The sequence below is a fragment of the Pantoea sp. ICBG 985 genome, from assembly GCF_002928365.1.
Taxonomy (GTDB): domain Bacteria; phylum Pseudomonadota; class Gammaproteobacteria; order Enterobacterales; family Enterobacteriaceae; genus Pantoea; species Pantoea dispersa.
Genome location: NZ_POWM01000007.1, coordinates 79,847 through 101,611 on the forward strand (window position 1 = coordinate 79,847; position 21,765 = coordinate 101,611).

The 21,765-nt window shown below is 59.9% G+C and carries 17 protein-coding genes; 7 read left to right on the plus strand and 10 right to left on the minus strand.

Annotated features, from left to right (window positions below; all coding sequences use genetic code 11):
- Nucleotides 1-133 precede the first annotated feature (133 nt).
- Nucleotides 134-1,753 carry a phosphoenolpyruvate carboxykinase (ATP) gene (pckA, locus tag C1Y42_RS19370; RefSeq protein WP_021507411.1) on the plus strand — a complete coding sequence of 540 codons (1,620 nt, stop codon included), beginning with the start codon at nucleotides 134-136 and terminating at the stop codon, nucleotides 1,751-1,753.
- Between the two features lie 133 nt (nucleotides 1,754-1,886).
- Here pckA and envZ read toward each other — a convergent pair whose 3' ends face one another.
- Together envZ and ompR are read right to left on the minus strand one after the other, a co-directional pair.
- Nucleotides 1,887-3,245: a two-component system sensor histidine kinase EnvZ gene (gene envZ / locus C1Y42_RS19375; RefSeq protein WP_031279686.1), complete on the minus strand. Its 1,359-nt coding sequence runs from the start codon at nucleotides 3,243-3,245 to the stop codon at nucleotides 1,887-1,889.
- The gene (gene ompR / locus C1Y42_RS19380) at nucleotides 3,242-3,961 is read right to left on the minus strand and encodes a two-component system response regulator OmpR (protein ID WP_001157751.1); all 720 of its coding nucleotides are present in this window, start codon (nucleotides 3,959-3,961) and stop codon (nucleotides 3,242-3,244) included. The genes envZ and ompR overlap by 4 nt, the downstream gene beginning before the upstream one ends.
- 510 nt (nucleotides 3,962-4,471) lie before the next feature.
- Here ompR and yjbE point away from each other — a divergent pair.
- Nucleotides 4,472-4,714, plus strand: coding sequence for an exopolysaccharide production protein YjbE (yjbE, locus tag C1Y42_RS19390; protein WP_021507409.1), 243 nt, complete (start codon nucleotides 4,472-4,474; stop codon nucleotides 4,712-4,714).
- A gap of 102 nt (nucleotides 4,715-4,816) precedes the next feature.
- Here yjbE and greB read toward each other — a convergent pair whose 3' ends face one another.
- A complete protein-coding gene (greB, locus tag C1Y42_RS19395) occupies nucleotides 4,817-5,323 on the minus strand; it encodes a transcription elongation factor GreB (RefSeq protein WP_021507408.1) in 507 nt (168 codons plus the stop codon).
- A 53-nt stretch (nucleotides 5,324-5,376) separates the two neighbouring features.
- Nucleotides 5,377-6,639 carry a hypothetical protein gene (locus tag C1Y42_RS19400; protein ID WP_104094155.1) on the minus strand — a complete coding sequence of 421 codons (1,263 nt, stop codon included), beginning with the start codon at nucleotides 6,637-6,639 and terminating at the stop codon, nucleotides 5,377-5,379.
- A 236-nt stretch (nucleotides 6,640-6,875) separates the two neighbouring features.
- On the opposite strand from C1Y42_RS19400, the gene C1Y42_RS19405 reads away from it, so the two are divergent.
- Complete coding sequence (locus tag C1Y42_RS19405; RefSeq protein WP_104094206.1) at nucleotides 6,876-9,206, plus strand: Tex family protein; 2,331 nt, start codon at nucleotides 6,876-6,878, stop codon at nucleotides 9,204-9,206.
- Between the two features lie 96 nt (nucleotides 9,207-9,302).
- The gene (locus C1Y42_RS19410) at nucleotides 9,303-10,991 is read left to right on the plus strand and encodes an alpha-amylase family glycosyl hydrolase (protein WP_104094156.1); all 1,689 of its coding nucleotides are present in this window, start codon (nucleotides 9,303-9,305) and stop codon (nucleotides 10,989-10,991) included.
- Here C1Y42_RS19410 and bioH read toward each other — a convergent pair.
- Nucleotides 10,972-11,745 carry a pimeloyl-ACP methyl ester esterase BioH gene (bioH, locus tag C1Y42_RS19415; RefSeq protein ID WP_104094157.1) on the minus strand — a complete coding sequence of 258 codons (774 nt, stop codon included), beginning with the start codon at nucleotides 11,743-11,745 and terminating at the stop codon, nucleotides 10,972-10,974. The two genes, C1Y42_RS19410 and bioH, sit on opposite strands and share 20 nt — an antisense overlap.
- Before the next feature lie 35 nt (nucleotides 11,746-11,780).
- Between bioH and gntX the strand changes: the two genes are divergently transcribed.
- Nucleotides 11,781-12,458, plus strand: coding sequence for a DNA utilization protein GntX (gntX, locus tag C1Y42_RS19420; protein ID WP_104094158.1), 678 nt, complete (start codon nucleotides 11,781-11,783; stop codon nucleotides 12,456-12,458).
- Nucleotides 12,459-12,516: 58 nt separating this feature from the next.
- Entirely contained in the window at nucleotides 12,517-13,092 is a 576-nt protein-coding gene (gene nfuA / locus C1Y42_RS19425) for a Fe-S biogenesis protein NfuA (RefSeq protein WP_021507402.1), read from the plus strand.
- A gap of 36 nt (nucleotides 13,093-13,128) precedes the next feature.
- Here the strand turns inward: nfuA and malQ are convergent, their stop codons facing one another.
- The 5 genes from malQ to glpE all read right to left on the minus strand — a co-directional run bounded on the left by malQ (nucleotide 13,129) and on the right by glpE (nucleotide 19,874).
- Entirely contained in the window at nucleotides 13,129-15,186 is a 2,058-nt protein-coding gene (gene malQ / locus C1Y42_RS19430; RefSeq protein ID WP_104094159.1) for a 4-alpha-glucanotransferase, read from the minus strand.
- Between the two features lie 56 nt (nucleotides 15,187-15,242).
- On the minus strand, nucleotides 15,243-17,648 hold the full coding sequence (gene malP / locus C1Y42_RS19435) for a maltodextrin phosphorylase (protein ID WP_104094160.1): 2,406 nt from the start codon (nucleotides 17,646-17,648) through the stop codon (nucleotides 15,243-15,245).
- Between the two features lie 240 nt (nucleotides 17,649-17,888).
- A complete protein-coding gene (locus C1Y42_RS19440; protein WP_058759319.1) occupies nucleotides 17,889-18,647 on the minus strand; it encodes a DeoR/GlpR family transcriptional regulator in 759 nt (252 codons plus the stop codon).
- 43 nt (nucleotides 18,648-18,690) lie between these two features.
- Nucleotides 18,691-19,515 carry a rhomboid family intramembrane serine protease GlpG gene (glpG, locus tag C1Y42_RS19445; protein ID WP_104094207.1) on the minus strand — a complete coding sequence of 275 codons (825 nt, stop codon included), beginning with the start codon at nucleotides 19,513-19,515 and terminating at the stop codon, nucleotides 18,691-18,693.
- A gap of 32 nt (nucleotides 19,516-19,547) precedes the next feature.
- Nucleotides 19,548-19,874, minus strand: coding sequence for a thiosulfate sulfurtransferase GlpE (gene glpE / locus C1Y42_RS19450; RefSeq protein WP_021313438.1), 327 nt, complete (start codon nucleotides 19,872-19,874; stop codon nucleotides 19,548-19,550).
- Between the two features lie 227 nt (nucleotides 19,875-20,101).
- On the opposite strand from glpE, the gene glpD reads away from it, so the two are divergent.
- Nucleotides 20,102-21,610, plus strand: a complete 1,509-nt coding sequence (glpD, locus tag C1Y42_RS19460; RefSeq protein ID WP_058759321.1) for a glycerol-3-phosphate dehydrogenase — start codon at nucleotides 20,102-20,104, stop codon at nucleotides 21,608-21,610.
- Nucleotides 21,611-21,765 lie beyond the last annotated feature (155 nt).

Genomic DNA, 21,765 nt, shown 5'->3' on the forward strand with positions numbered 1-21,765 from the left:
TTTAACTCTCTTCACTTTTCCACCTCGCTCAGACGTGTACACTGCGCGCGATCTGCCCTGTGCGGCTATGCGCAGCAGGACGCAGAAACCCTCATAAAAAATGCCATGAAGTACCGATTTAAGGAGCAGTCACATGCGCGTTAACGGCCTGACATCGCAAGACCTCGAAACGCTCGGAATTAGCGGCACCACCGAGGTGGTGTACAACCCTGATTACGCCACGTTATTTCAGGAAGAAACCCGCCCGGAGCTGGAAGGTTACGCGCGCGGCACCCTGACGCAGAGCGGTGCCATTGCCGTGGATACCGGCATCTTCACCGGACGTTCGCCGAAAGATAAATACATCGTGCGGGATGACACCACGCGTGACACGCTGTGGTGGAATGATGTTGGCAACGGCAAGAACGACAACCAGCCGCTGTCACAGGAAACCTGGCAGGCGCTGAAAGATCGCTGCACGCAACAGCTTTCCGGCAAGCGTCTGTTTGTGATTGACGCCTTCTGCGGCGCCAACCCGGACACCCGCCTCAGCGTGCGTTTCGTGATGGAAGTGGCGTGGCAGGCGCATTTCGTCAAAAACATGTTTATCCGTCCGACTGAAGCCGAACTGGCTGAGTTTACGCCGGATTTCGTGGTGATGAACGCGGCGCAGTGCACCAATCCGGACTGGCAGGCGCAGGGGCTGCATTCCGAGAATTTTGTCGCCTTTAACCTGACCGAACGCATGCAGCTGATCGGCGGTACCTGGTACGGCGGCGAGATGAAAAAAGGCCTGTTCGCCATCATGAACTATCTGTTGCCGCTGAAGGGTATCGCCTCGATGCACTGCTCGGCCAACGTCGGCAAAGCGGGCGACGTGGCGGTGTTCTTTGGCCTGTCCGGTACCGGTAAAACCACCCTCTCTACCGATCCGGATCGTCAGCTGATCGGCGACGATGAGCACGGCTGGGACGACGACGGCGTCTTTAACTTCGAAGGCGGCTGCTACGCCAAAACCATCAATCTGTCAGAGCAGGCCGAGCCGGAGATTTACCGCGCGATTCGCCGTGATGCGCTGCTGGAGAACGTGGTGGTGCGCGCCGACGGCACGGTCGATTACGCCGACGCCAGCAAGACGGAAAACACCCGCGTGTCATACCCGATCGAGCACATCGAAAACATCGTGCAGCCGGTATCGAAAGCCGGCCACGCGAAGAAGGTCATCTTCCTGACCGCCGACGCGTTTGGCGTACTGCCACCGGTTTCGCGTCTGACGCCGGAGCAAACCCAGTACCACTTCCTGTCCGGCTTTACCGCCAAGCTGGCTGGCACCGAGCGCGGTGTGACGCAGCCCACCCCAACCTTCTCCGCCTGTTTTGGCGCGGCGTTCCTGACGCTGCATCCAACGCAGTACTCGGATGTGCTGGTGAAACGTATGCAGGCGTCCGGCGCGCAGGCCTATCTGGTGAATACCGGCTGGAACGGCAGCGGCAAGCGCATTTCGCTGAAAGACACGCGCGCTATCATCAACGCGATTCTGGCCGGTGAGCTGGATGAAGCGGAGACCGTGACGCTGCCGGTGTTTAATCTGCAGGTGCCCACCACGCTGGCACAGGTGGACGATGCCATTCTCGATCCGCGCCGCAGCTGGCCTGACGCCGCCGCCTGGCAGCAGGCTGCCGAAGCGCTGGCGCAGCGCTTTATCACCAATTTCGAGAAGTACACCGATAACGATGCCGGTAAGGCGCTGGTGCAGGCCGGCCCGCAGCTGTGAAGTAGCCTAGCCGCCACAACGGCGGCTTAGCGATGGCACATTTCGTCGCGGCGCGATTTATCGCGTATGCCTGCAGCGGTAATATCGCTGATGGATGCGCAATAGATTGCGCCGCTACGGTTGGTGCGGAAATTTAACTAACGTTACTGCTTACTGCCGTCGTGGCGCTGTTTTCCGGGATCGGTAACCACGCGCGGATACGTAATCCGCCGCGTTCGCTGTCGCCAATCTCCAGCGATCCGTCATGCGCATCGATAATACGCTGCACAATCGCCAGGCCCAGACCGGTGCCGCTGGTGCTGCGCGCGCTGTCGCCACGCACAAACGGCTGGAACAGATGCTGTAACTGATCCGGCTTAATGCCCGGACCATCATCCTCCACCTGGAACCACGCGCGATTCAATTCCTGACCGCTGCTGACCTTGATCCAGCCGTTACCGTAACGCGCCGCGTTAACCACCAGATTCGCCACCGCGCGTTTAATCGACAGCGGGTTAATATCCAGCATCAGCTCCGCGTCCATCACCGCATTCTCAATCTCGCGCTCGTAGCCGCTCTCCGCCGCCACCACTTCGCCCAGCACGCTATTCAGATCGGCACGCTCGGTTTGCATCTCCTGTCCGGTGCGCAGGTAATCGATGAACTGCTCAATGATGGCGTTGCACTCTTCGATATCTTTGTTGATCGACTCGGCCAGGTAGCCATCTTCCTCGCCCATCATCTCGGTGGCGAGACGGATGCGCGTCAGCGGCGTGCGTAAATCATGGCTGACGCCGGCCATCAGCAGCGTACGGTCATCGGCCAGCTGCTTCACGCCCGCCGCCATCTGGTTGAAAGCGCGCGTCACCGAACGCACTTCCGAGGCACCGTATTCGCGCAGCGGTGGCGGAATAATGCCTTTCCCCACCTGCAACGCAGCGTGTTCAAGATCGACTAAGGGTCGGTTTTGTATTCGGATAAACAGCCAGGCGCCGCCAATCGCCAGCAGCATAATCGCCAGGGTATAGCGGAACAGCGGCGAGAAGTCGCCCTGATGGATTTCGGTCAGCGGTACGCGCACCCAGATATCCGGCGACAGCCAGGTTTTCAGCCAGACCACCGGCGAGTTTTTGTTAACCTCAACCCGCACGTCGGTCGGCCCGCCCAGCTGCTGCGCCATCTGTTCACTGAGGAATTCATAATGCTGCGCCCAGCGCAGCCCGCTCTCTTCCGCCGCCGCGTTGGTGTACAACGAGATGCCCAGCTCACGATAAATTTCGCGCCGGAAGGCCGGCGGCACTTCCAGCTGCGTACCATCCTCCAGCTGCAGCCGATCGGTCATCAGCATACGCACTTCGTAGGCGAGGACTTTGTTGAACTGCTGCAGGCTGGGAAGAATGGCGAAATTGAGCACCACCAGGTAGGTCGTTACCAGGCTGACGAACAGCAAGGTAACGATCAACAACAGGGTGCGGGCAAACGAACTGCGGGGTGAGAAGCGCAATCGCCTCATGCTTTACTGCCGTCCGGAACGAATACGTAGCCAAGGCCCCAGACGGTCTGGATGTAGCGCGGATGCGCCGGATCTTCTTCGACCATGCGGCGCAGACGAGAGATCTGCACGTCGATAGAACGCTCCATCGCACTGTACTCACGCCCGCGCGCCAGGTTCATCAACTTATCGCGCGACAGCGGCTCACGCGGATGGCTCACCAGCGCTTTCAGCACGGCGAACTCTCCGCTGGTCAGCGGCATCGGCTCATCTTCACGGAACATTTCACGCGTGCCGAGGTTCAGTTTGAACTTACCGAAGGCGATGACGGCTTCTTCCTGCGACGGCGCGCCCGGCAGCTCATTGGCCTGACGACGCAGCACAGCACGAATTCGCGCCAGCAGCTCACGCGGGTTGAACGGTTTTGGAATGTAGTCATCGGCGCCGATTTCCAGCCCCACGATACGATCGACCTCTTCACCTTTCGCGGTGACCATAATGATCGGCATCGGGTTACTCTGGCTACGCAGACGACGGCAAATTGACAGGCCATCTTCGCCCGGCAGCATTAAATCCAGCACCATTAAATGGAATGATTCGCGGGTCAGCAGACGATCCATCTGCTCGGCGTTGGCGACGCTGCGCACCTGAAAGCCCTGTTCGGTGAGATAACGTTCGAGCAGTGCGCGCAGACGCATATCATCATCGACGACCAGAATTTTGTAGTTCTCTTGCATGTTCAACTCCCAAAGGCGCCATTGCCTGAGCCGATATTGTGTAAAAAAGATGCCCGTCTGTGACAGTCATTAATGGTTTATATTCTAGCCGAAATTGTTACAAAGCATATTAAACAGCAGCTTATCTTTAATTTTAACCGCGAACTGCGGCTTCGCTCGCGCTTTTCTGACTGATTTTGACGCCGTTTAGCGCTTGTCTGAAAATCAGCGCCGTTTTCTGCCGGCGAGTGGTCCAGCCGGGCCGTCCCGCTTCCGCCGTCAGGCGGGGCGCGCCATTTGGCTTAAGTTTCGCCTGCAGGATAAGCCAGCGGCCGCGCTCAGCAGCATAAAATATCGCGTTTTCGCCGCTGACTGCGTATCCGCGCTCGGAACAGTGCCAGTGCGCGCGCAAAATAAGGCCAGCGTTAAATAAAGTGATTTAAATCAGTCAGTAAACTCCCCTTTCCTCTGCGCAAATGATCTCCGACACTGCATCGGTACCTGCTTACTGAGTTCATGTGGAGAAGAAAGATGAAAAAAACCGTTGTTCTGCTGAGCGCTCTGGTACTCACCAGCCTCACACAGGTTCAGGCCGCTACGCCAGCGGGCGAAGCCGCCGGCGCACAGGCGTCGACCACGGCCAAAGGTAATTCAGATGCTATCGGCATCGGTGCGGTGGGTGCCCTGCTCGGCGTCGCGCTGGCCACCATGGGCGGCGGCGATCACGGCGGCAGCAGCACCTCAACGACCACGGCGACTACGCCGGGCAAATAACGCTTATCTGGCGCGGCAAGGCTGCGGCGCTTCCCCCTCTTATACTGCCAGCCCTTTCGCCAGCGGAGAATAAGTTGCGCCCCGGCTTGTTTCACCAGGCCATTACTCTCCGCCTCTTTTTTCCTCACTTTCCGTGACGTACTCAATGCGGTTCACAAACCACACCTTCTGTCCTTCCGGCGTGTTTACTGTCACCTCATCATCCACCTCTTTTTTGATCAGCGCGCGCGCCATCGGCGAGTCGATGGAGATGTACTCTTTCACCGTATCGCCATAGATCTCGTCCGGTCCGACGATGCGAAAACGCTTCACGTCGCCCTGCTCATTCTCCACTTCCACCCAGGCACCGAAGAACACTTTGCCCTCCTGCTGCGGCGCATAATCAACAATTTTCAGCTCGGCGAGGCATTTACGCAGATAGCGCACGCGGCGATCGATCTGGCGCAGCAGGCGCTTGTTATAGGTGTAATCGGCGTTTTCAGAGCGATCGCCCAGGCTGGCGGCCCAGGAGACAATGCGGGTGATTTCCGGCCGCTTCTCATTCCACAGATGGTCGTGCTCAGCACGCAGCTTGTTATAGCCTTCGCGGGTAATCAGTTGGGTTTTCATCGCTTCACTCGTGGTTACAGCCCTGTTCACTGCACAGAGGCTATCACAAAGCCTTACCTGCCCGGACAGGCACCCAGCGTCTTTTTCATCAGGCGCACATAATCGGCGACCAGGCCGGGCGTCCAGGTCATGATTTCTGCCCGTTCGCGCAGCACGCAGGCGCCCCAGAATGCCGGCTGCAGCAGCAGCGCAAACACCTGCTGCAGCCGCTGGCCGTAATAGCCTTCAAACGCCACGTCCAGCGCATCCAGCACGGTGGTCGAACAGTTTTTTGCCGTCAGATTATACAGGCTGTCACCACGGTTGGCCTGCCAGTAGCTGGCGAGCGCCTGCCCGTTGTAGTGCTGAAAACTGAAGGTTAAATCCGGGCTGCGCCAGTCGGCAATCTCTGCCGCCAGCGAGGGGAGAAAACGGCCGGGGCGATCGTTAATCTGTCCGGCCAGCAGCAGACGCGGCAGCTCGTGCGGTTGCGGATCGATCTCCTGCTGCGGATAAAGGCTGATGTAGCCGCACTCGCCAAAGCTCAGTGCCGCGTGGCCGGTACAAAAGTGCCCTTCACCGTTAATCACGCCGATGTAACGATCAATCACATAGCGCTTCGGCTGTTGACTGGCTTCAGACTGCGCCTGCCAGACGTGGACACAGAGAGGAAATGCCGCGGCGACCGGCGGAAAGCGGGCCTGCTGCCACGGACGGAGCCGCGCGATATGACGATGGCCGCGACAAAACCACGGCAGCAGCGTAACGGACTGACCCGCCGGCAGGCGCTGCCACTGGCGCCATACGCGCCACACCGTCAGGCTGAACGACAGCAGCAACAGCACCAGCCAGCTGCCCAGCAACAGGCAGGTATGCAGGTTGTCATTGAAAAACAGCACCACGCTGAGCACCATCTCGCCGCAGCCCAGCATAAAATGTCGCACCCAGCGCTGGCGCTGAATCAGCGCCGCGCTCAGGCAGCGAAACAGGCCGTTAAACAACAGGCAGATTTCCATCACCGTCAGCAGCAGTTTCTTCAGTTGCCTTTCATCACCGTGCCACAGCGCGCCGGCCAGCAGCGTGCCGAAAAAAATCAGGGAAAACAGCAGATTAAGCCAGCGCTGCAGCGACACCTCGCCGCTCAGCAGGTTAAACAGCAGCGACAGCGACAGTAAGAGCGCCAGCACCTGTAGCGACAGATTGATATGCCCATCGACCAGCACGTCCGCCACGATCATGCCGGCCAGCAGCACGCCGCACAGCGCCAGGCCATAAATCAGCAGACGATAACGCACCAGCAGCTCGCGTCCGGCCAGCAGCAGCAGTAATTTGATCATTGCTTCACCCTCCTTCCGTGGTTTGCCACGGATTATAGGGCAGAGGCGGGGCGAGCCTGGCAGCAACCGGCACGCCATTGCGCTGGGGTTTAACACATAGGTGGCTAAGTTTCTCTGAGTTGCGCGCTGCATTCAGAAAAAGACGGATTCACCGGTCAGCGGCTGGCAATTTGCGGCCTCAGTCCGTATAACTGTCCCCTATTTCTAACCCTGTGTAAGCAAGACAGTTACTGATGATGAAAGATTCGCTGAGCCAGATTATCGCAGGTGAGCTGAAGGCACGCGCCGACCAGGTTGACGCCGCCATTCGCTTGCTGGACGAAGGGAACACCGTGCCGTTTATCGCACGTTATCGTAAGGAAGTGACCGGCGGGCTGGATGATACCCAGCTGCGTACGCTGGAGAGCCGTCTCGGCTATCTGCGTGAGCTGGAGGAACGCCGCCAGTCGATTCTGAAATCCATTGATGACCAGGGCAAACTGACGCCGGAATTAGCCACTGCCATCAACGGCACGCTGAACAAAACCGAGCTGGAAGATCTCTATCTGCCTTATAAGCAGAAGCGCCGCACGCGCGGGCAGATCGCTATCGAAGCCGGGCTGGAACCGCTGGCAGAGACGCTGTGGAACGATGCGTCTCAGGATCCCGAGCAGCTGGCAGCGCGTTATGTCGACGCGGACAAAGGCGTCGCCGATGTGCGTGCCGCGCTGGATGGCGCACGCTATATCCTGATGGAGCGCTTCGCCGAAGACGCCACGCTGCTGGCGAAAGTACGTGAATACCTGTGGAAGAACGCCCATCTGGTTGCGCGCGTGGTGGAAGGCAAAGAGGAAGAAGGCGCTAAATTCCGCGACTACTTCGATCATCACGAAGCGCTGAGCAGCGTGCCGTCGCACCGCGCGCTGGCCATGTTCCGTGGCCGTAACGAAGGCGTTTTACAGCTGTCGCTCAACGCCGATCCGCAGTTTGATGAAGCGCCGCGCGAAAGCTACGGTGAAACGCTGATCGCCGACCACCTTGGCCTGCGCCTGAACAACGCACCGGCCGACAGCTGGCGCAAAGCCGTGGTCAGCTGGACCTGGCGCATCAAGGTCCTGCTGCACCTCGAAACCGAACTGATGGGCACCATCCGCGAACGGGCGGAAGACGAAGCGATCAACGTGTTTGCCCGTAATCTGCACGATCTGCTGATGGCGGCTCCCGCCGGCATGCGCGCCACCATGGGCCTCGATCCGGGCCTGCGCACCGGGGTCAAAGTGGCGGTGGTCGATGCCACCGGCAAGCTGGTCGCGACCGATACCATCTATCCGCATACCGGCCAGGCGGCCAAAGCCGCAACCTCGGTGGCGGCACTGTGCGCGAAACATCAGGTTGAACTGGTGGCGATCGGCAACGGCACCGCTTCACGTGAAACCGAGCGTTTCTTCCTCGACGTACAGAAGCAGTTCCCGCAAATCAAAGCGCAAAAAGTGATTGTCAGTGAGGCCGGAGCATCGGTCTATTCCGCTTCCGAACTGGCGGCGCAGGAGTTCCCCGATCTCGACGTTTCGCTGCGCGGTGCGGTGTCTATCGCCCGTCGTCTGCAGGATCCGCTGGCAGAGCTGGTCAAAATTGACCCGAAATCGATTGGCGTTGGCCAGTATCAGCACGATGTCAGCCAGAGCCAGCTGGCGAAAAAACTCGATGCGGTGGTGGAAGATTGTGTGAACGCCGTGGGCGTCGATCTGAATACCGCTTCGGTGGCGCTGCTGACGCGCGTCGCCGGCCTGACGCGCATGATGGCGCAGAACATTGTCAGCTGGCGTGACGAAAACGGCCGTTTCCAGAACCGTCAGCAGCTGCTGAAGGTGAGCCGCCTTGGGCCGAAAGCCTTTGAACAGTGCGCCGGCTTCCTGCGCATCAACCACGGCGATAATCCGCTGGATGCCTCAACGGTGCATCCGGAAGCCTATCCGCTGGTGGAGCGCATTCTCGCCGCCACGGAACAGGCGCTGAATGAGCTGATGGGCAATCCGGGTAGCCTGCGCGACCTGAATGCGCGCGACTTCACCGATGAGCGTTTCGGGCTGCCGACCGTCACCGATATCATCAAAGAGCTGGAAAAACCGGGCCGCGATCCGCGTCCGGAGTTCAAAACCGCGCAGTTTGCCGAAGGCGTGGAGACGCTCAACGACCTGCTGCCGGGCATGGTGCTGGAAGGTGCAGTGACCAACGTGACCAACTTCGGCGCGTTCGTCGATATCGGCGTGCATCAGGACGGCCTGGTGCACATCTCTTCGCTGTCGGACAAATTCGTAGACGACCCGCATCAGGTGGTGAAAGCCGGCGATATCGTCAAAGTGAAGGTGATGGAAGTCGATCTGCAGCGTAAGCGTATCGCGCTGACTATGCGTCTGGATGAGCAGCCGGGTGAAAGCAACGCGCGCAGCGGCGGCAACCGTGGCGCAGGCAAAGAGGCCGCGCGGCCGGCCGCCGGTGCCAAAGGCCGCGGCAAACCTGCCAGCGCCAGCGTCGGTAACAGTGCGATGGGCGATGCGCTGGCGGCCGCGTTTGGGAAGAAACGCTAAGCGGCGCGCGAGTACAGGAGGTTGATAAATTGTCCTGGCGGACTACGCTGAAAAAACCGTGTGAAAAAATGACCTTCCGCGTAACCCGGCGATCCGATGGACATTATCAACTTCCTGCTCGATGAGATTTATGAAGGTAGCTTCCCCGTCGCGGCGCGCGAGCGCCTGCTTTCGCACATCCGCGCGGCGCGCGACACGGTAAAGCTGCCGCGTAAAGCGCACTGGGATGAAAAAGACGTGGTGCTGATCAGTTACGCCGACCAGTTCCGCGAACCCGAGCAGCCCACGCTCGCCAGCTTTACGCGCTTTTATCAGCAGCATCTGCAGTCCACCTTCAGCCTGGTGCATCTGCTGCCGTTTTTCCCCTACTCGTCCGACGATGGCTTCTCGGTTATCGATTACCACAAAGTGAACCCGATATGCGGTGACTGGCAGCACATCACGGCGCTGCACAGCGAAACCCGGCTGATGTTCGATTTCGTCTGTAACCACATGTCGGCGCACAGCGCGTGGTTTCGCCACTTTCTGGCGCAGGATGCCGGCTGGGACGACTTCTTTATCAGCATGCCGCCTGCCACCGATCTCAGCGCCGTGACGCGCCCGCGCACCTCACCGCTGCTGACGCCGTTTACCCTCGCTAACGGCGACACGCGCTTTATCTGGACCACCTTCAGCGCCGACCAAATCGATCTCAACTTCGCCAATCCGCAGGTGCTGATCCGCATGGTGGGCGTGCTGCTGGATTATCTCAACAAAGGCGCGGATTACGTGCGGCTGGACGCGGTGGGCTACATGTGGAAAACGCCGGGCACACGCTGTATCCATCTGACCAAAACCCATCAGTTGGTGAAGCTGTTTCGCGCCATCGCCAACGAAGTCGCGCCGGGTACGGTGATCGTGACCGAAACCAACGTGCCGCATCAGGATAACATCAGCTATTTCGGCAACGGCCACGACGAAGCGCAGATGGTTTACCAGTTTTCGCTGCCACCGCTGGTGCTGCACGCCATTCACTCCGGCTCGGCGCGCGCGCTGCGCCAGTGGGCCAGCACGCTTGAGCCCGGGAATGGCGGCACCACCTTCTTTAATTTTCTCGCCTCGCACGACGGCATTGGCCTCAATCCGGCACGCGGCATTTTGTCGGAAGTGGAGATTGTGGCGCTGGTGCGTGAACTGGCGCTGGAGGGCGCACTGGTGTCCTATAAAAACAACCCGGACGGCAGCACCAGCCCGTATGAAATCAACGTAACGTATCTGGATGCGCTCAATCACCAGACCGACGATGACGAGACGCGCCTGCGCCGTTTCCTGCTGGCGCACGCGATTCTGCTGGCCTTTCCCGGCGTGCCTGCCATCTATATTCAAAGTATTCTCGGCTCGCGCAATGACAACGAGGGCGTGCGCGCTGCCGGGCACAACCGCGCCATCAACCGTGAGAAGTACAGCCTGCGCGATATCGAACAGCAAATCAGCGGCGGCAACCCGCTGCGTCAGCAGGTGTTTGAGCGGCTTAGCGCGCTGATTCAGCTGCGCACCCGGCAGCCGGCGTTCCATCCGGACAATCCAATGACGCTGCTGGAGAGCGACAACGCGGTGCTGCTGCTGCGCCGTCACGCGGCGGACAGCGACGAAGGGTTACTGTGCGTGTTCAATCTCAGCAGCCGCGAGATCAGCACTACGCTGCCGCAGGCGCGCCCTTTTCAGGATGTGATCAGCGGGCAGCGCGTGGATGGCAGCCAGCCGCTGGTGCTGGCCGCCTGGCAGTTTATGTGGCTGCGTGGATGAACTGCTGCACCTGCTGGCAGAACGCCTCCGGGTGCGAAATAAATGGCGCGTGCGCGGCCTTCGCGATGACAACCGACTGCGAATGCGGCCAGCGCGCATCCAGCTGCGGCGCAATGCGGCGCGGCACCAGGCCATCCAGTGCGCCATAGATACGCAGGAACGGCAGCGTCAGCCCATCCAGTGTGCTGCGTAAATCATCGTGGCGCAGAATGTTCAATCCCCCTTCCAGTACCGCCACCGACGGCATCGGCTGCGACAGCACCACTTCTTTCAGCTGGCGCGCATCCTGACGCGCATTTTCCGTCCCCATGGTTTGCAGCGCGAGAAAACGCTCCACCGTGCGCTGGAAATCGCTGCTCAATTGCTGCTGGAACGTCGCCAGCGTCTCAGGCTGGATGCCCGGCCATTCATCCCGGGCGGTAAAGCACGGCGACGACGCCACGCTAATCAATGCCGCCACGCGATCGGGCTGGCTCAGCGCCAGCTGGCTGGCCACTAAGCCGCCCAGCGACCAGCCGAGCAGCACGGCGCGCGCTGGCAACTGCGGTAATAGCTGTTGCGCCATCTGCGCCAGGCTCAGCGGCTCAAATCCCTGGCTGCGGCCAAATCCCGGCAGGTCCACCAGGTGCAGACGAAAATGCGGGCTGAGTCGCGGAACAATGTGTTGCCACACTTCGGCGTTCAGTCCCCAGCCGTGCAGCAGCACAAGATCGCGATCGCCTGTGCCTGTGGTGTGCCAGTAAAGCGAACTCATCGGTTACACTCCCGAAAAGTGAAAAGGAGGTCGCTATGCTAGCAATCCCGGCCCTGTGTTGGCTATGCCGTCTGCCGCTGCGTATCGCCCGGCACGGCCTGTGCAGCGTATGTCTGCGTCAGCTACCGGCGCTGCCGGCGCTCTGTCCCTGCTGCGGACTGCCGGCCAGCGGCGATCAGCCGTGCGGACGCTGTCTGCGCCGGCCGCCGCCGTGGCACGCTCTCACTTGCGTGAGTGATTATGTGCCGCCGCTGAGCGAATGGGTGCAGCAGCTCAAATTCTCGCGCGCAACCGCACTCAGGGTGATGCTGGCGCGGCTGCTTTTGTTAAAATTATTAACAAAGCGCCGCCAGCAGCCGTTGCCGCGTATCGATCTGGTGCTGAGCGTGCCGCTGCATCGCCGCCGCGCGTGGCAGCGTGGTTATAATCAGGCCGCGCTGCTGGCTAAACCGCTGGCGCGCTGGCTCGGCTGTGAATACCGCGAAGGGCTGCGCCGGGTGCGTCACGGTGCGGTGCAGCATACGCTCAGCGCCCGCGCCCGGAAAAGCAATCTGCGTGGAGCGTTTCGCCTTGAAATGACGGTGCGCGGACGCCACATCCTGCTTATCGATGATGTGGTGACCACCGGCAGCACGGTGGGGGAAATCAGCCGCTTATTACTGGCGCAGGGCGCGGCCAGCGTACACATAGGATGCCTGTGCCGTACCTTGTAGAGCGTCGGCGTTGGGCGTATTATAACCAGGTATTTTAGTCAACTATTGAGCAATCGCCATGATCCGTATTACTGATACTGCGCAAGAGCACTTCGCAAAACTGCTGTCAAAACAGGAAGATGGCACCCAGATTCGCGTATTCGTTATTAACCCGGGTACGCCAACCGCCGAGTGCGGCGTCTCCTACTGCCCGCCGGACGCGGTCGAAGCCACCGATACCGAACTGAAGTTCGACAAGCTGTCTGCGTATGTCGATGAGCTGAGCGCGCCGTACCTCGAAGATGCGGAAATCGACTTCGTGACCGATAACCTCGGCTCACAGCTGACGCTAAAGGCGCCAAACGCCAAGATGCGTAAAGTGTCGGACGATGCGCCGATGGTTGAGCGCGTGGAGTATCTGCTGCAGGCGCAGATCAACCCGCAGCTGGCCAGCCACGGCGGGCGCGTCTCGCTGATGGAGATCACCGACGAGGGCTATGCCATTCTGCAGTTCGGCGGCGGCTGTAACGGTTGCTCGATGATTGACGTGACGCTGAAAGACGGCATCGAGAAAGAGCTGCTGGCCGCCTTCCCGGAACTGAAAGGCGTGCGCGATCTCACCGAGCATCAGCGCGGCGAGCACTCCTACTACTGATAGAAGATGCGGCAGCCACCCCGGCTGCCGCGTGTTTTACTGCTTCTTACGCCCTTCATTGACGATCGCCAGCAGCTGCTGCACTTTCCGGTAACTAAACAACTTCTCCAATGGTACGCGCAGTTTGCGCCGCCAGTTGGGGTATTCGGCTACCGTGCCCGGCACGTTGACCGGCGTCTCCATTCCCAGCCAGTCCTCCGGCTGCAGCCCCAGCAGGGCGCTGTCGGTGTACGCCAGAAAGCGGTGCACGCCCTGATTCAGCGCAGGCGTCAGACGCTGGCCGGCGCGGTTTTTGCTGCGCGCATCAATGGCTTGCGCCTCGCTCATCGCCTTCAGCAGCGCTTTTCTCTGCCCATCGCGTTCGGCGATGGCCGCCTTCAGCATGCTGCGTTTAGTAAACAGCCCCAGCTGCTCGCGCAACTGCAGATCGGCGGCATGCCAGAATCCGCTCAGCGTCGGCAAATCATGGGTACTGGCGCTGGCAATCGACTGGCGCGGATAGGCTGCCGGTGGCCGGAACTGCCCGTCCTCCCCGCACTCGAACATCAGCACCTTCCACGAAAAAATGCCGCGGTCGCGCAGCAGGCTGACGATCTCCTGCGGCACGGTGCCGAGATCTTCACCGATCACCATGCAGCGCTGACGCTGACTCTCCAGCGCAAGGATCGCCAGCAGGTCGTGCACCGGATAGGCGACATACGCGCCTTTATCGGCACTTTCGCCATAGGGAATCCACCACAAACGCAGTAGCGCCATAACGTGATCGATGCGCAGCGCCCCGCAATCGCGCATATTGGCGCGCAGCAGATCGATAAACGGCTGATAGCCCCGCGCGCGCAGTACATGTGGATCGAGCGGCGGCAGCGCCCAGTTCTGCCCGAGCGGGCCAAGCGGATCCGGCGGTGCGCCCACCGACGCGCCCAGCTTATACAGCTGCGGATCCTGCCAGGTTTCCGCGCTGTGCTGTGCCACGCCAACCGCCAAGTCGCGATATAACCCGACCGCCATCCCCAGCTGCTGGCTACGCTGCCAGCAGGCGGCGAACTGCTGCTGCGCCAGCCACTGCAGCCAGCTCCAGAACAAAATGTCGTCCTCATGCTGCGCGCACCACTGCTGCACCTCCGGCTGCTGCGCCTGCTGCCAGCCTGACGGCCACTTTTCCCAGCCCCACTCATCGGGATGCTGCTGGCTGCGCGCCGCTACGATGGCGTCAAACGCCGCCTGGTAGCGCAGCGCATCGCCGCCTTCAGCCAGAAACTGCTGAAACGCCGGCTGCCGGGTCAGCTGCGGCTGTGCGTGCTGCCAGGCAAAACGCAGCGCAGTCAGCTTGAGCGTCGTCACCGCGCGGTAATCAACAAACGCCGCGCTGCGCGCCTGTTTTAGCGCTTTGCGTGTTGGCGCGCTGTGCCACCAGCGCTGGGCGGCGTCACTGTGGGTGAATTCGTCGATTTGATTGATGTCGATGTACAGCACGTTGAGCCAGCGGCGCGAGCTCGGGCTGTACGGGCTGACGTGATCCGGCTGCGCCGGATAGAGCGCATGCAGCGGGTTGAGACCGATGAAATCGCCGCCGTGAGCGGCGACCTGCTCCAGCATCTGCATCAGATCGCCAAAGTCGCCGATGCCCCAGTTACGCGCTGAGCGCAGCGTGTAGAGCTGCACCAGCGCGCCCCAGCGCTTCTCCCCCTGCGCCAGCGCTGGCGGCAGATAACAGCGCGCCGGTGCGATGATAATGCGAGTCTGCCACTGCTGGCGTGAAGTGCTCAGCGTGAGCTGATGGTAGCCCTCGGGCAGTTCTGCCGGCAGCGCCAGGCTTTCTCCCGCGCTCAGGGTGCCGTCGTAGTGCTGCCCCTGCTCGCTCACCAGCTGCCAGCGGTAGTCGTCGCTGCCCTGCGGCGTCAGTTCAGGCTGCCCGGGCGGCGTGAACACCAGCACCGGCGGCAGCGGTGGCGCGTTGCCCGTCGGGGCGTCCATCAGCGCCAGCAGCGCGCGTTTGGTGTCGTCGCTGATGGTCTGTGACTCACCTTTATTGTTGATAAAACTCAGTGCGATACCGGCATCCCGTGCAGCCTGATCCAGTTTCTTCATGGCCATGTTGTCTCCTTCGTTGCCGTGCGCACATTACGCATGCAGCGTCATTTTCCGGCGGCTCAGCGCGCCGCCTGCCAGATACGCTGTTGATAATCGCGAATCGAACGATCGGCACTGAAGCGGCCGGTATGCGCCGTATTGAGAATCGCCGCTTTGGTCCACGCTTCCGGATCGCGCCACAGCGCTTCGACGCGCTGCTGCGCCGCGATGTAAGCGGCGAAATCGGCCAGTACCAGCCACGGATCGCCCTGTTTGCTCAGGCTCTCCAGCAGCGGCGCAAACGCCTGCCGGTCGCCGTCGCTGAATTTGCCCTTTTCCAGCTCCTTCAGCAAACCGTCGAGATAGCGATCGTGCTTGCGCAGTTTCTTCGGACTGTAACCGTCGGCCTTCAGTGCTTTTACCTCATCCACCGTGTTGCCGAAGATAAAGATATTTTTCTCACCGACCGCCTCGGCAATCTCCACGTTAGCCCCGTCCAGCGTGCCAATGGTCAGCGCGCCGTTGAGCGCCAGCTTCATGTTGCCGGTTCCGGAGGCTTCGTAACCGGCCGTGGAGATCTGCTCCGAGAGATCGGCTGCCGGAATCATCAGCTCGGCGGCGGTAATCCGGTAATCCGGCACAAACACGACTTTCAGGCGATCGCCCACCAGCGGGTCGTTGTTGATCACCTCCGCGACTTTATTGATGGCACAGATGATGTTTTTTGCCAGCAAATAGCCGGGCGCCGCCTTGGCGCCAAACAGAAAGACGCGCGGCACGAAGTCGGGATTGTCCGGGTTATCGCGCAGCTGGCGATAGCAGTGCAGGATGTGCAGCAGACTGAGATGCTGGCGTTTGTATTCGTGCAGGCGCTTGATCTGCACATCAAACAGCGCGTCAGGATTAATATCGATGCCGGTCACGCGTTTGATGTACACCGTCAGCCGCAGTTTGTTTTGCTGCTTGATGGTGCGGAACTGCTGGCGAAAGCTTTTCTTCTTCGCCAGCGGCACCAGCCATTCCAGCGCGTCGAGATCGTTGGCCCACTCCACCTGCAGGCTGTCGTCAATCAGCGCGGACAGCAGGGGGTTGCACTGCTTCAGCCAGCGCCGCGGCGTGATGCCGTTGGTGACGTTATGAAACTTGTGCGGCCACAGCTGGTGATATTCCGGGAACAGATCGTTAACCACCAGCTGCGAGTGCAGCGCTGCCACACCGTTGACGGCGAAACAGCTCACCACGCACAAATTGGCCATGCGCACTTCGCCGTCGCTCACCACCGCCAGCTTGTGCCAGAGGGCGCTGTCATTCGGCCAGCGCTGTTTGACCTGCTGCTTCAGCTGGCGATTGATCTGTTTGATGATCTGCAGATGGCGCGGCAGCAGTTCGCGCAGCAGGCTCGCCGGCCAGCGCTCCAGCGCCTCCGGCATCAGCGTATGGTTGGTATAGGCAAAGGTGCGGCTGGTAATGTGCCAGGCGTCGTCCCAGCTCAGGCCATGCTCATCCAGCAGCAGGCGCAGCAGCTCCGGAATAGCGATAGTGGGATGGGTATCGTTGAGCTGAATCACTTCGAAATCCGGCAGCGTATGCAGCGCACGGCCCGCCAGCCAGTGACGACGCAGTATGTCGCTCACCGCGCAGGCGCACTGGAAATACTGCTGCATCAGCCGCAGACGTTTACCTGGCGCATGGTTGTCATTGGGATAGAGCACTTTGGTCAGCTTGTCGGCTTCAATGCCCGGCTGCTCCGCCTGCAGGAATTTCCCGGCGTTAAACAGCGTCAGGTCAAACGGCTGCGCGCTGGTGGCTTGCCACAGGCGCAGCGGCAGCATGATGCCGTTGCGATAGCCGATTACCGGCAGATCCCAGGCCTGGCCGATCAGCTGCTGTGCCGGACGCCATTCGACGCTGCCGTCGTCGCGCTTTTTGACCTTACCGCCCAGCCCCACCGGCACATCCAGCGCGGCGTTGTGGCGGAACCACGGATAGCGATCGCGCTGCCAGTCATCCGGCGCTTCGTGCTGCTGTCCGGCCACAAACGACTGACGAAACAGGCCGTACTGATAGTTGAGGCCGTGCCCCATCGCCGGCTGGCCGACCGTCGCCATCGCATCCATGTAGCAGGCCGCGAGCCGTCCCAGACCGCCGTTGCCCAGCGCCGGATCGACCTCCTCCTCCAGCAGTTCATTCAGCTCTACCTGGTGCTCTGCCAGCGCGGCGGCCACCTCGTTATACCAGCCGAGATTGAGCAGGTTATTGCCGGTCAGCCGGCCGGGCAGAAACTCCATTGAGAGATAATTAACGTGGCGCTGAGCGCTTTTCGGCGGCACGGGCGGCTGTGCGGCAAGCAGTTCCATCAGCGCCCGGCTGAGCGCCTGCCACCACTGATGCGGCGTCATCTGCCGGGCGGAAGTCAGTCCGAGCTGCTGCCACTGGCGGGTCAGCGCGGCGTCAAAGCGGGTTTTATTGAATTTTAGCGGCGACATAGTGCATCCCTTTGCATCCGAAACGGTAAACACGGGCAAGCGCAAATCTGAAAGAGTAAGTTAAGCCGGGGACGCTGAAAAAAGCGACAGGGAAATGAAGATGCAGTGAAAAAAGGCGTGCCGCTGCGGCCTGGTCGCCATCAATGGCGACCCTACAATACGGCACAATGCACTAAGGGTGCGGTTTGGTAAGCATGGCCTGCTGCATCACAGGGTGCGCATTGATGCGCACCTGGGAAATCAGCACAGCTCCAGATGCACTTCGTGCTGTTCAATCACCTTCAGTACGCTTAATGGCGGGGTTTGATCGGTATACAGGTAATCAATCAGGCTCATGTTGCCAAGGTTAACCATGGCGTTACGGCCAAACTTCGAGTGATCCACCACCAGCATCACGCAGCGCGAGTTCTCGATAATGGCGCGTTTGGTGCGCACTTCGTGATAGTCGAACTCCAGCAGCGAACCGTCCATATCAATACCGCTGATGCCGAGAATGCCGTAATCGAGCCGGAACTGAGAGATAAAATCGAGCGTGGCTTCCCCCATGATACCGCCGTCGCGCGTGCGCACTTCACCGCCGGCGATGATCACACGGAAATCCGGCTTGCCCATCAGCAAAATCGCCACGTTGAGGTTGTTGGTGACAATACGCAGATTGTTGTGGTTGAGCAGCGCATGCGCCACCGCTTCCGGCGTGGTGCCGATATCAATAAACAGCGTGGCGCCGTCCGGGATCTGGCTCGCCACGCGCTCGGCGATGCGTGCCTTTTCCGCCGACCACATCATTTTGCGATCCTGCCACGCGGTGTTTTCCGAGCTGGAAGGCAGCGCTGCGCCGCCGTGATGACGCTGAATTTTGTTTTGATCGGCCAGATCGTTCAGATCGCGCCGGATAGTCTGCGGGCTGACCTCAAAGTGATCCACCAGCTCTTCCGTACTGACATACCCCTGACGCCGGACCAGATCGATAATGGCGTCATGACGTTGCGTCTGCTTCACATCTCTCTCCTCGGCTCAAGGCCGTGTTCTTTTTATCCTGCTGCTAGCGACGTGCGCGTTTGCGCGTATCAACGAACGCCATTGCCAACCCCACCAGCAAACCGGTGACGTGCGCAGCGTTCGCGATCGACAGGCCAAAGGCGCCGTACCAGCCAATCACCAGCCATACAATAGCGAAGCCAATCAGGCCGCGCTCGAGATAAATGCCACTTTCGGGATCGCGCTCGCCGCGCAGCCAGCAGTAGCCCATCAGCGCATAGACCACGCCGGACAGCCCGCCAAACAGCACGCCGCTGAACTTCGCCTGCATCCAGCCGCTCAGCAGCGCTGAAATCAGCATGATAACGAACAGCTTGCCGCTGCCGAGGCGCTTCTCTACCGCACCACCGAGATACCACCACCACATCAGGTTGAACAGAATGTGCAGCAGCGAGAAGTGCAGCAGCGCGTGGCTGAACCAGCGCCACACCTGAAAATACTGGGAGGAATCCGCCGGCCAGGCCAGCCAGCCGAGTACCACATCGTCGCCGACAATCTGCATCAGGATAAACACCGCCACGCAGGCGATCATGATGGTCATTGTGAGCGGACCTGCGCGTTCGCGAATGTTTGCCCAGATATTGCCACGCTCATAACGCAGACCGCTGTCGGTGGTACCGCTGTGCCAGCTCGCCGCCTGATAGCGTGGATGGTTGGGATCGCGCACGAACTGCGCGAGTTCGTTTTCGACCATCTCCAGCTTGCTGTCGTCATCCAGCACAATGACACAGTGACTTTCGCGCTCAATGCGCAGCGTGACGCCACGCGTCGCCATGTAATCCACAAACGCCTGCGCCATGCGCGGCTGGTTAAACTGGGTGATGCGCATCATGCGGTGCTCTCCTTCCTTTAATCGGTCAATCAGAGGCTGCCGGTGGCGACCTGCGTCGGAAACGCCGCGCGCCAGGCATCAAAACCGCCGTCGATGCTGTAGACGTCGCTAAAGCCCTGGCTTAACAGGAACTGCGCCGCGCCTTTACTGCTGTTACCGTGATAGCACATCACCAGCACCGGCTGGTCGTGCCGGGCGCCGGCAATGAACGTCGCCAGATTGTCATTGGTCAGATGTTGCGCACCGGTGGCATGGCCCATGGCGAAGCTTTGCGGATCGCGGATGTCTACCAGTTGCGCTCCCTGTGCCAGATGCTCGTTAGCCTGCAGGACATTAATACACTCGAAGGTTTCCATGGGTCTCTCATTACCTCGTCATCAATTGGCGTTAGTTTACCCTGATAAGCCGCCACTATAACCTGACAAATCCTGTGGATATGTGATTTTTTTCCTGCCGAAATGTTAGCTATATCACGCAAGAATGTTTTTATTGAGTTAAGCGCTGGCGTCAATGTTGGTTTCCGATTATTATTACGCTCGAAAACGAACATTTTAGAACTATTCCGAACATCGGAGGAGATGACGTGGAAACCAAAGACCTGATCGTGATCGGCGGCGGCATCAACGGTGCCGGCATTGCAGTGGATGCTGCAGGACGCGGCCTGTCAGTGCTGATGCTGGAGGCGCGGGATTTGGCCTGTGCAACCTCCTCTGCCAGTTCCAAGCTGATTCACGGTGGCCTGCGCTATCTGGAACATTACGAATTCCGTCTGGTGGGCGAAGCGCTGGCCGAACGTGAAGTGCTGCTGAAAATGGCGCCGCACATCGCCTTCCCGATGCGTTTCCGTCTGCCACACCGCCCGCATCTGCGTCCGGCGTGGATGATCCGCATGGGCCTGTTTATGTACGATCGCCTCGGTAAGCGCACTACGCTGCCAGGCAGTAAAGGTCTGCGTTTTGGCGCGGAATCGGCCCTGAAGCCTGAAATTACGCGCGGTTTCGAATATTCCGACTGCTGGGTAGACGATGCGCGCATGGTGGTGCTTAACGCGCAGGAAGTGGTGAAACAGGGCGGCGAAGTGCGCACCCGCACCCGCGTAACCCGCGCCTGGCGTGAAGCCGGCCTGTGGATGGTGGAAGCGGAAGACGTCGATACCGGCAAAACCTACACCTGGCGCGCCAAAGGGCTGGTTAACGCCGCCGGTCCCTGGGTGAAACAGTTCTTTGACGATGGCCTGAAGCTGAAATCGCCGTACGGTATTCGCCTTATCAAAGGCAGCCATATCGTGGTGCCGCGCGTGCACACCGAGAAGCAGGCTTACATTCTGCAGAACGAAGATAACCGCATCGTGTTTGTAATTCCGTGGATGGATGAGTTTTCAATCATCGGTACCACCGACGTCGAATACAAAGGCGATCCGAAAAATGTCAAAATCGATGACAATGAAATCAGCTACCTGCTGAAGGTGTATAACGCGCACTTTAAAAAGCAACTGACCAGCGACGATATCGTCTGGACCTACTCCGGCGTGCGTCCGCTGTGCGATGATGAATCCGATTCACCGCAGGCGATCACCCGTGATTACACGCTGGACGTGCACGACGACAACGGCCAGGCACCGCTGCTGTCCGTGTTCGGCGGCAAGCTGACCACCTATCGCAAGCTGGCGGAGCATGCGCTGGAGAAACTGGCGAAATACTACCCCGATGCCGGTCCGGCGTGGACCAAAAACGCTGTGCTGCCAGGCGGTGATTTCTCCGGTACGCGTGAAGATTACGCTGCCAGCCTGCGCCGTCGCTATCCGTTCATCAGCGAAGGCATGGCGCGTCACTTCGCCCGCACCTACGGCAGCCGTACTGAAGTGCTGCTGGAAGGCGCGAAGAGCCGTGAAGATCTGGGTGAAAACTTTGGCCACGAATTCTATGAAGCCGAACTGCGTTACCTGGTGAAGCACGAGTGGGTGCGCGAGCTGGACGACGCCATCTGGCGCCGTACCAAGCAGGGTATGTGGCTGAGCGAAGCCGAACAGGCGCGCATCCGCGACTGGCTGGCAGAAAACGGCCAGAAACCGGCGCTGTCGCTGGCTTCGTAATTGCCTTCAGCATTATCCTCAACCCCGCCACCGCGCGGGGTTTTTGTTTTTTCTCTTTTTGTGTCGGCGAGAGGTTATTCACACAAGGCACTGCACCAGATCAATTCTCACCGCTCCACTTACTGACTAAATAATCCGCGACCGGATTAACGGAC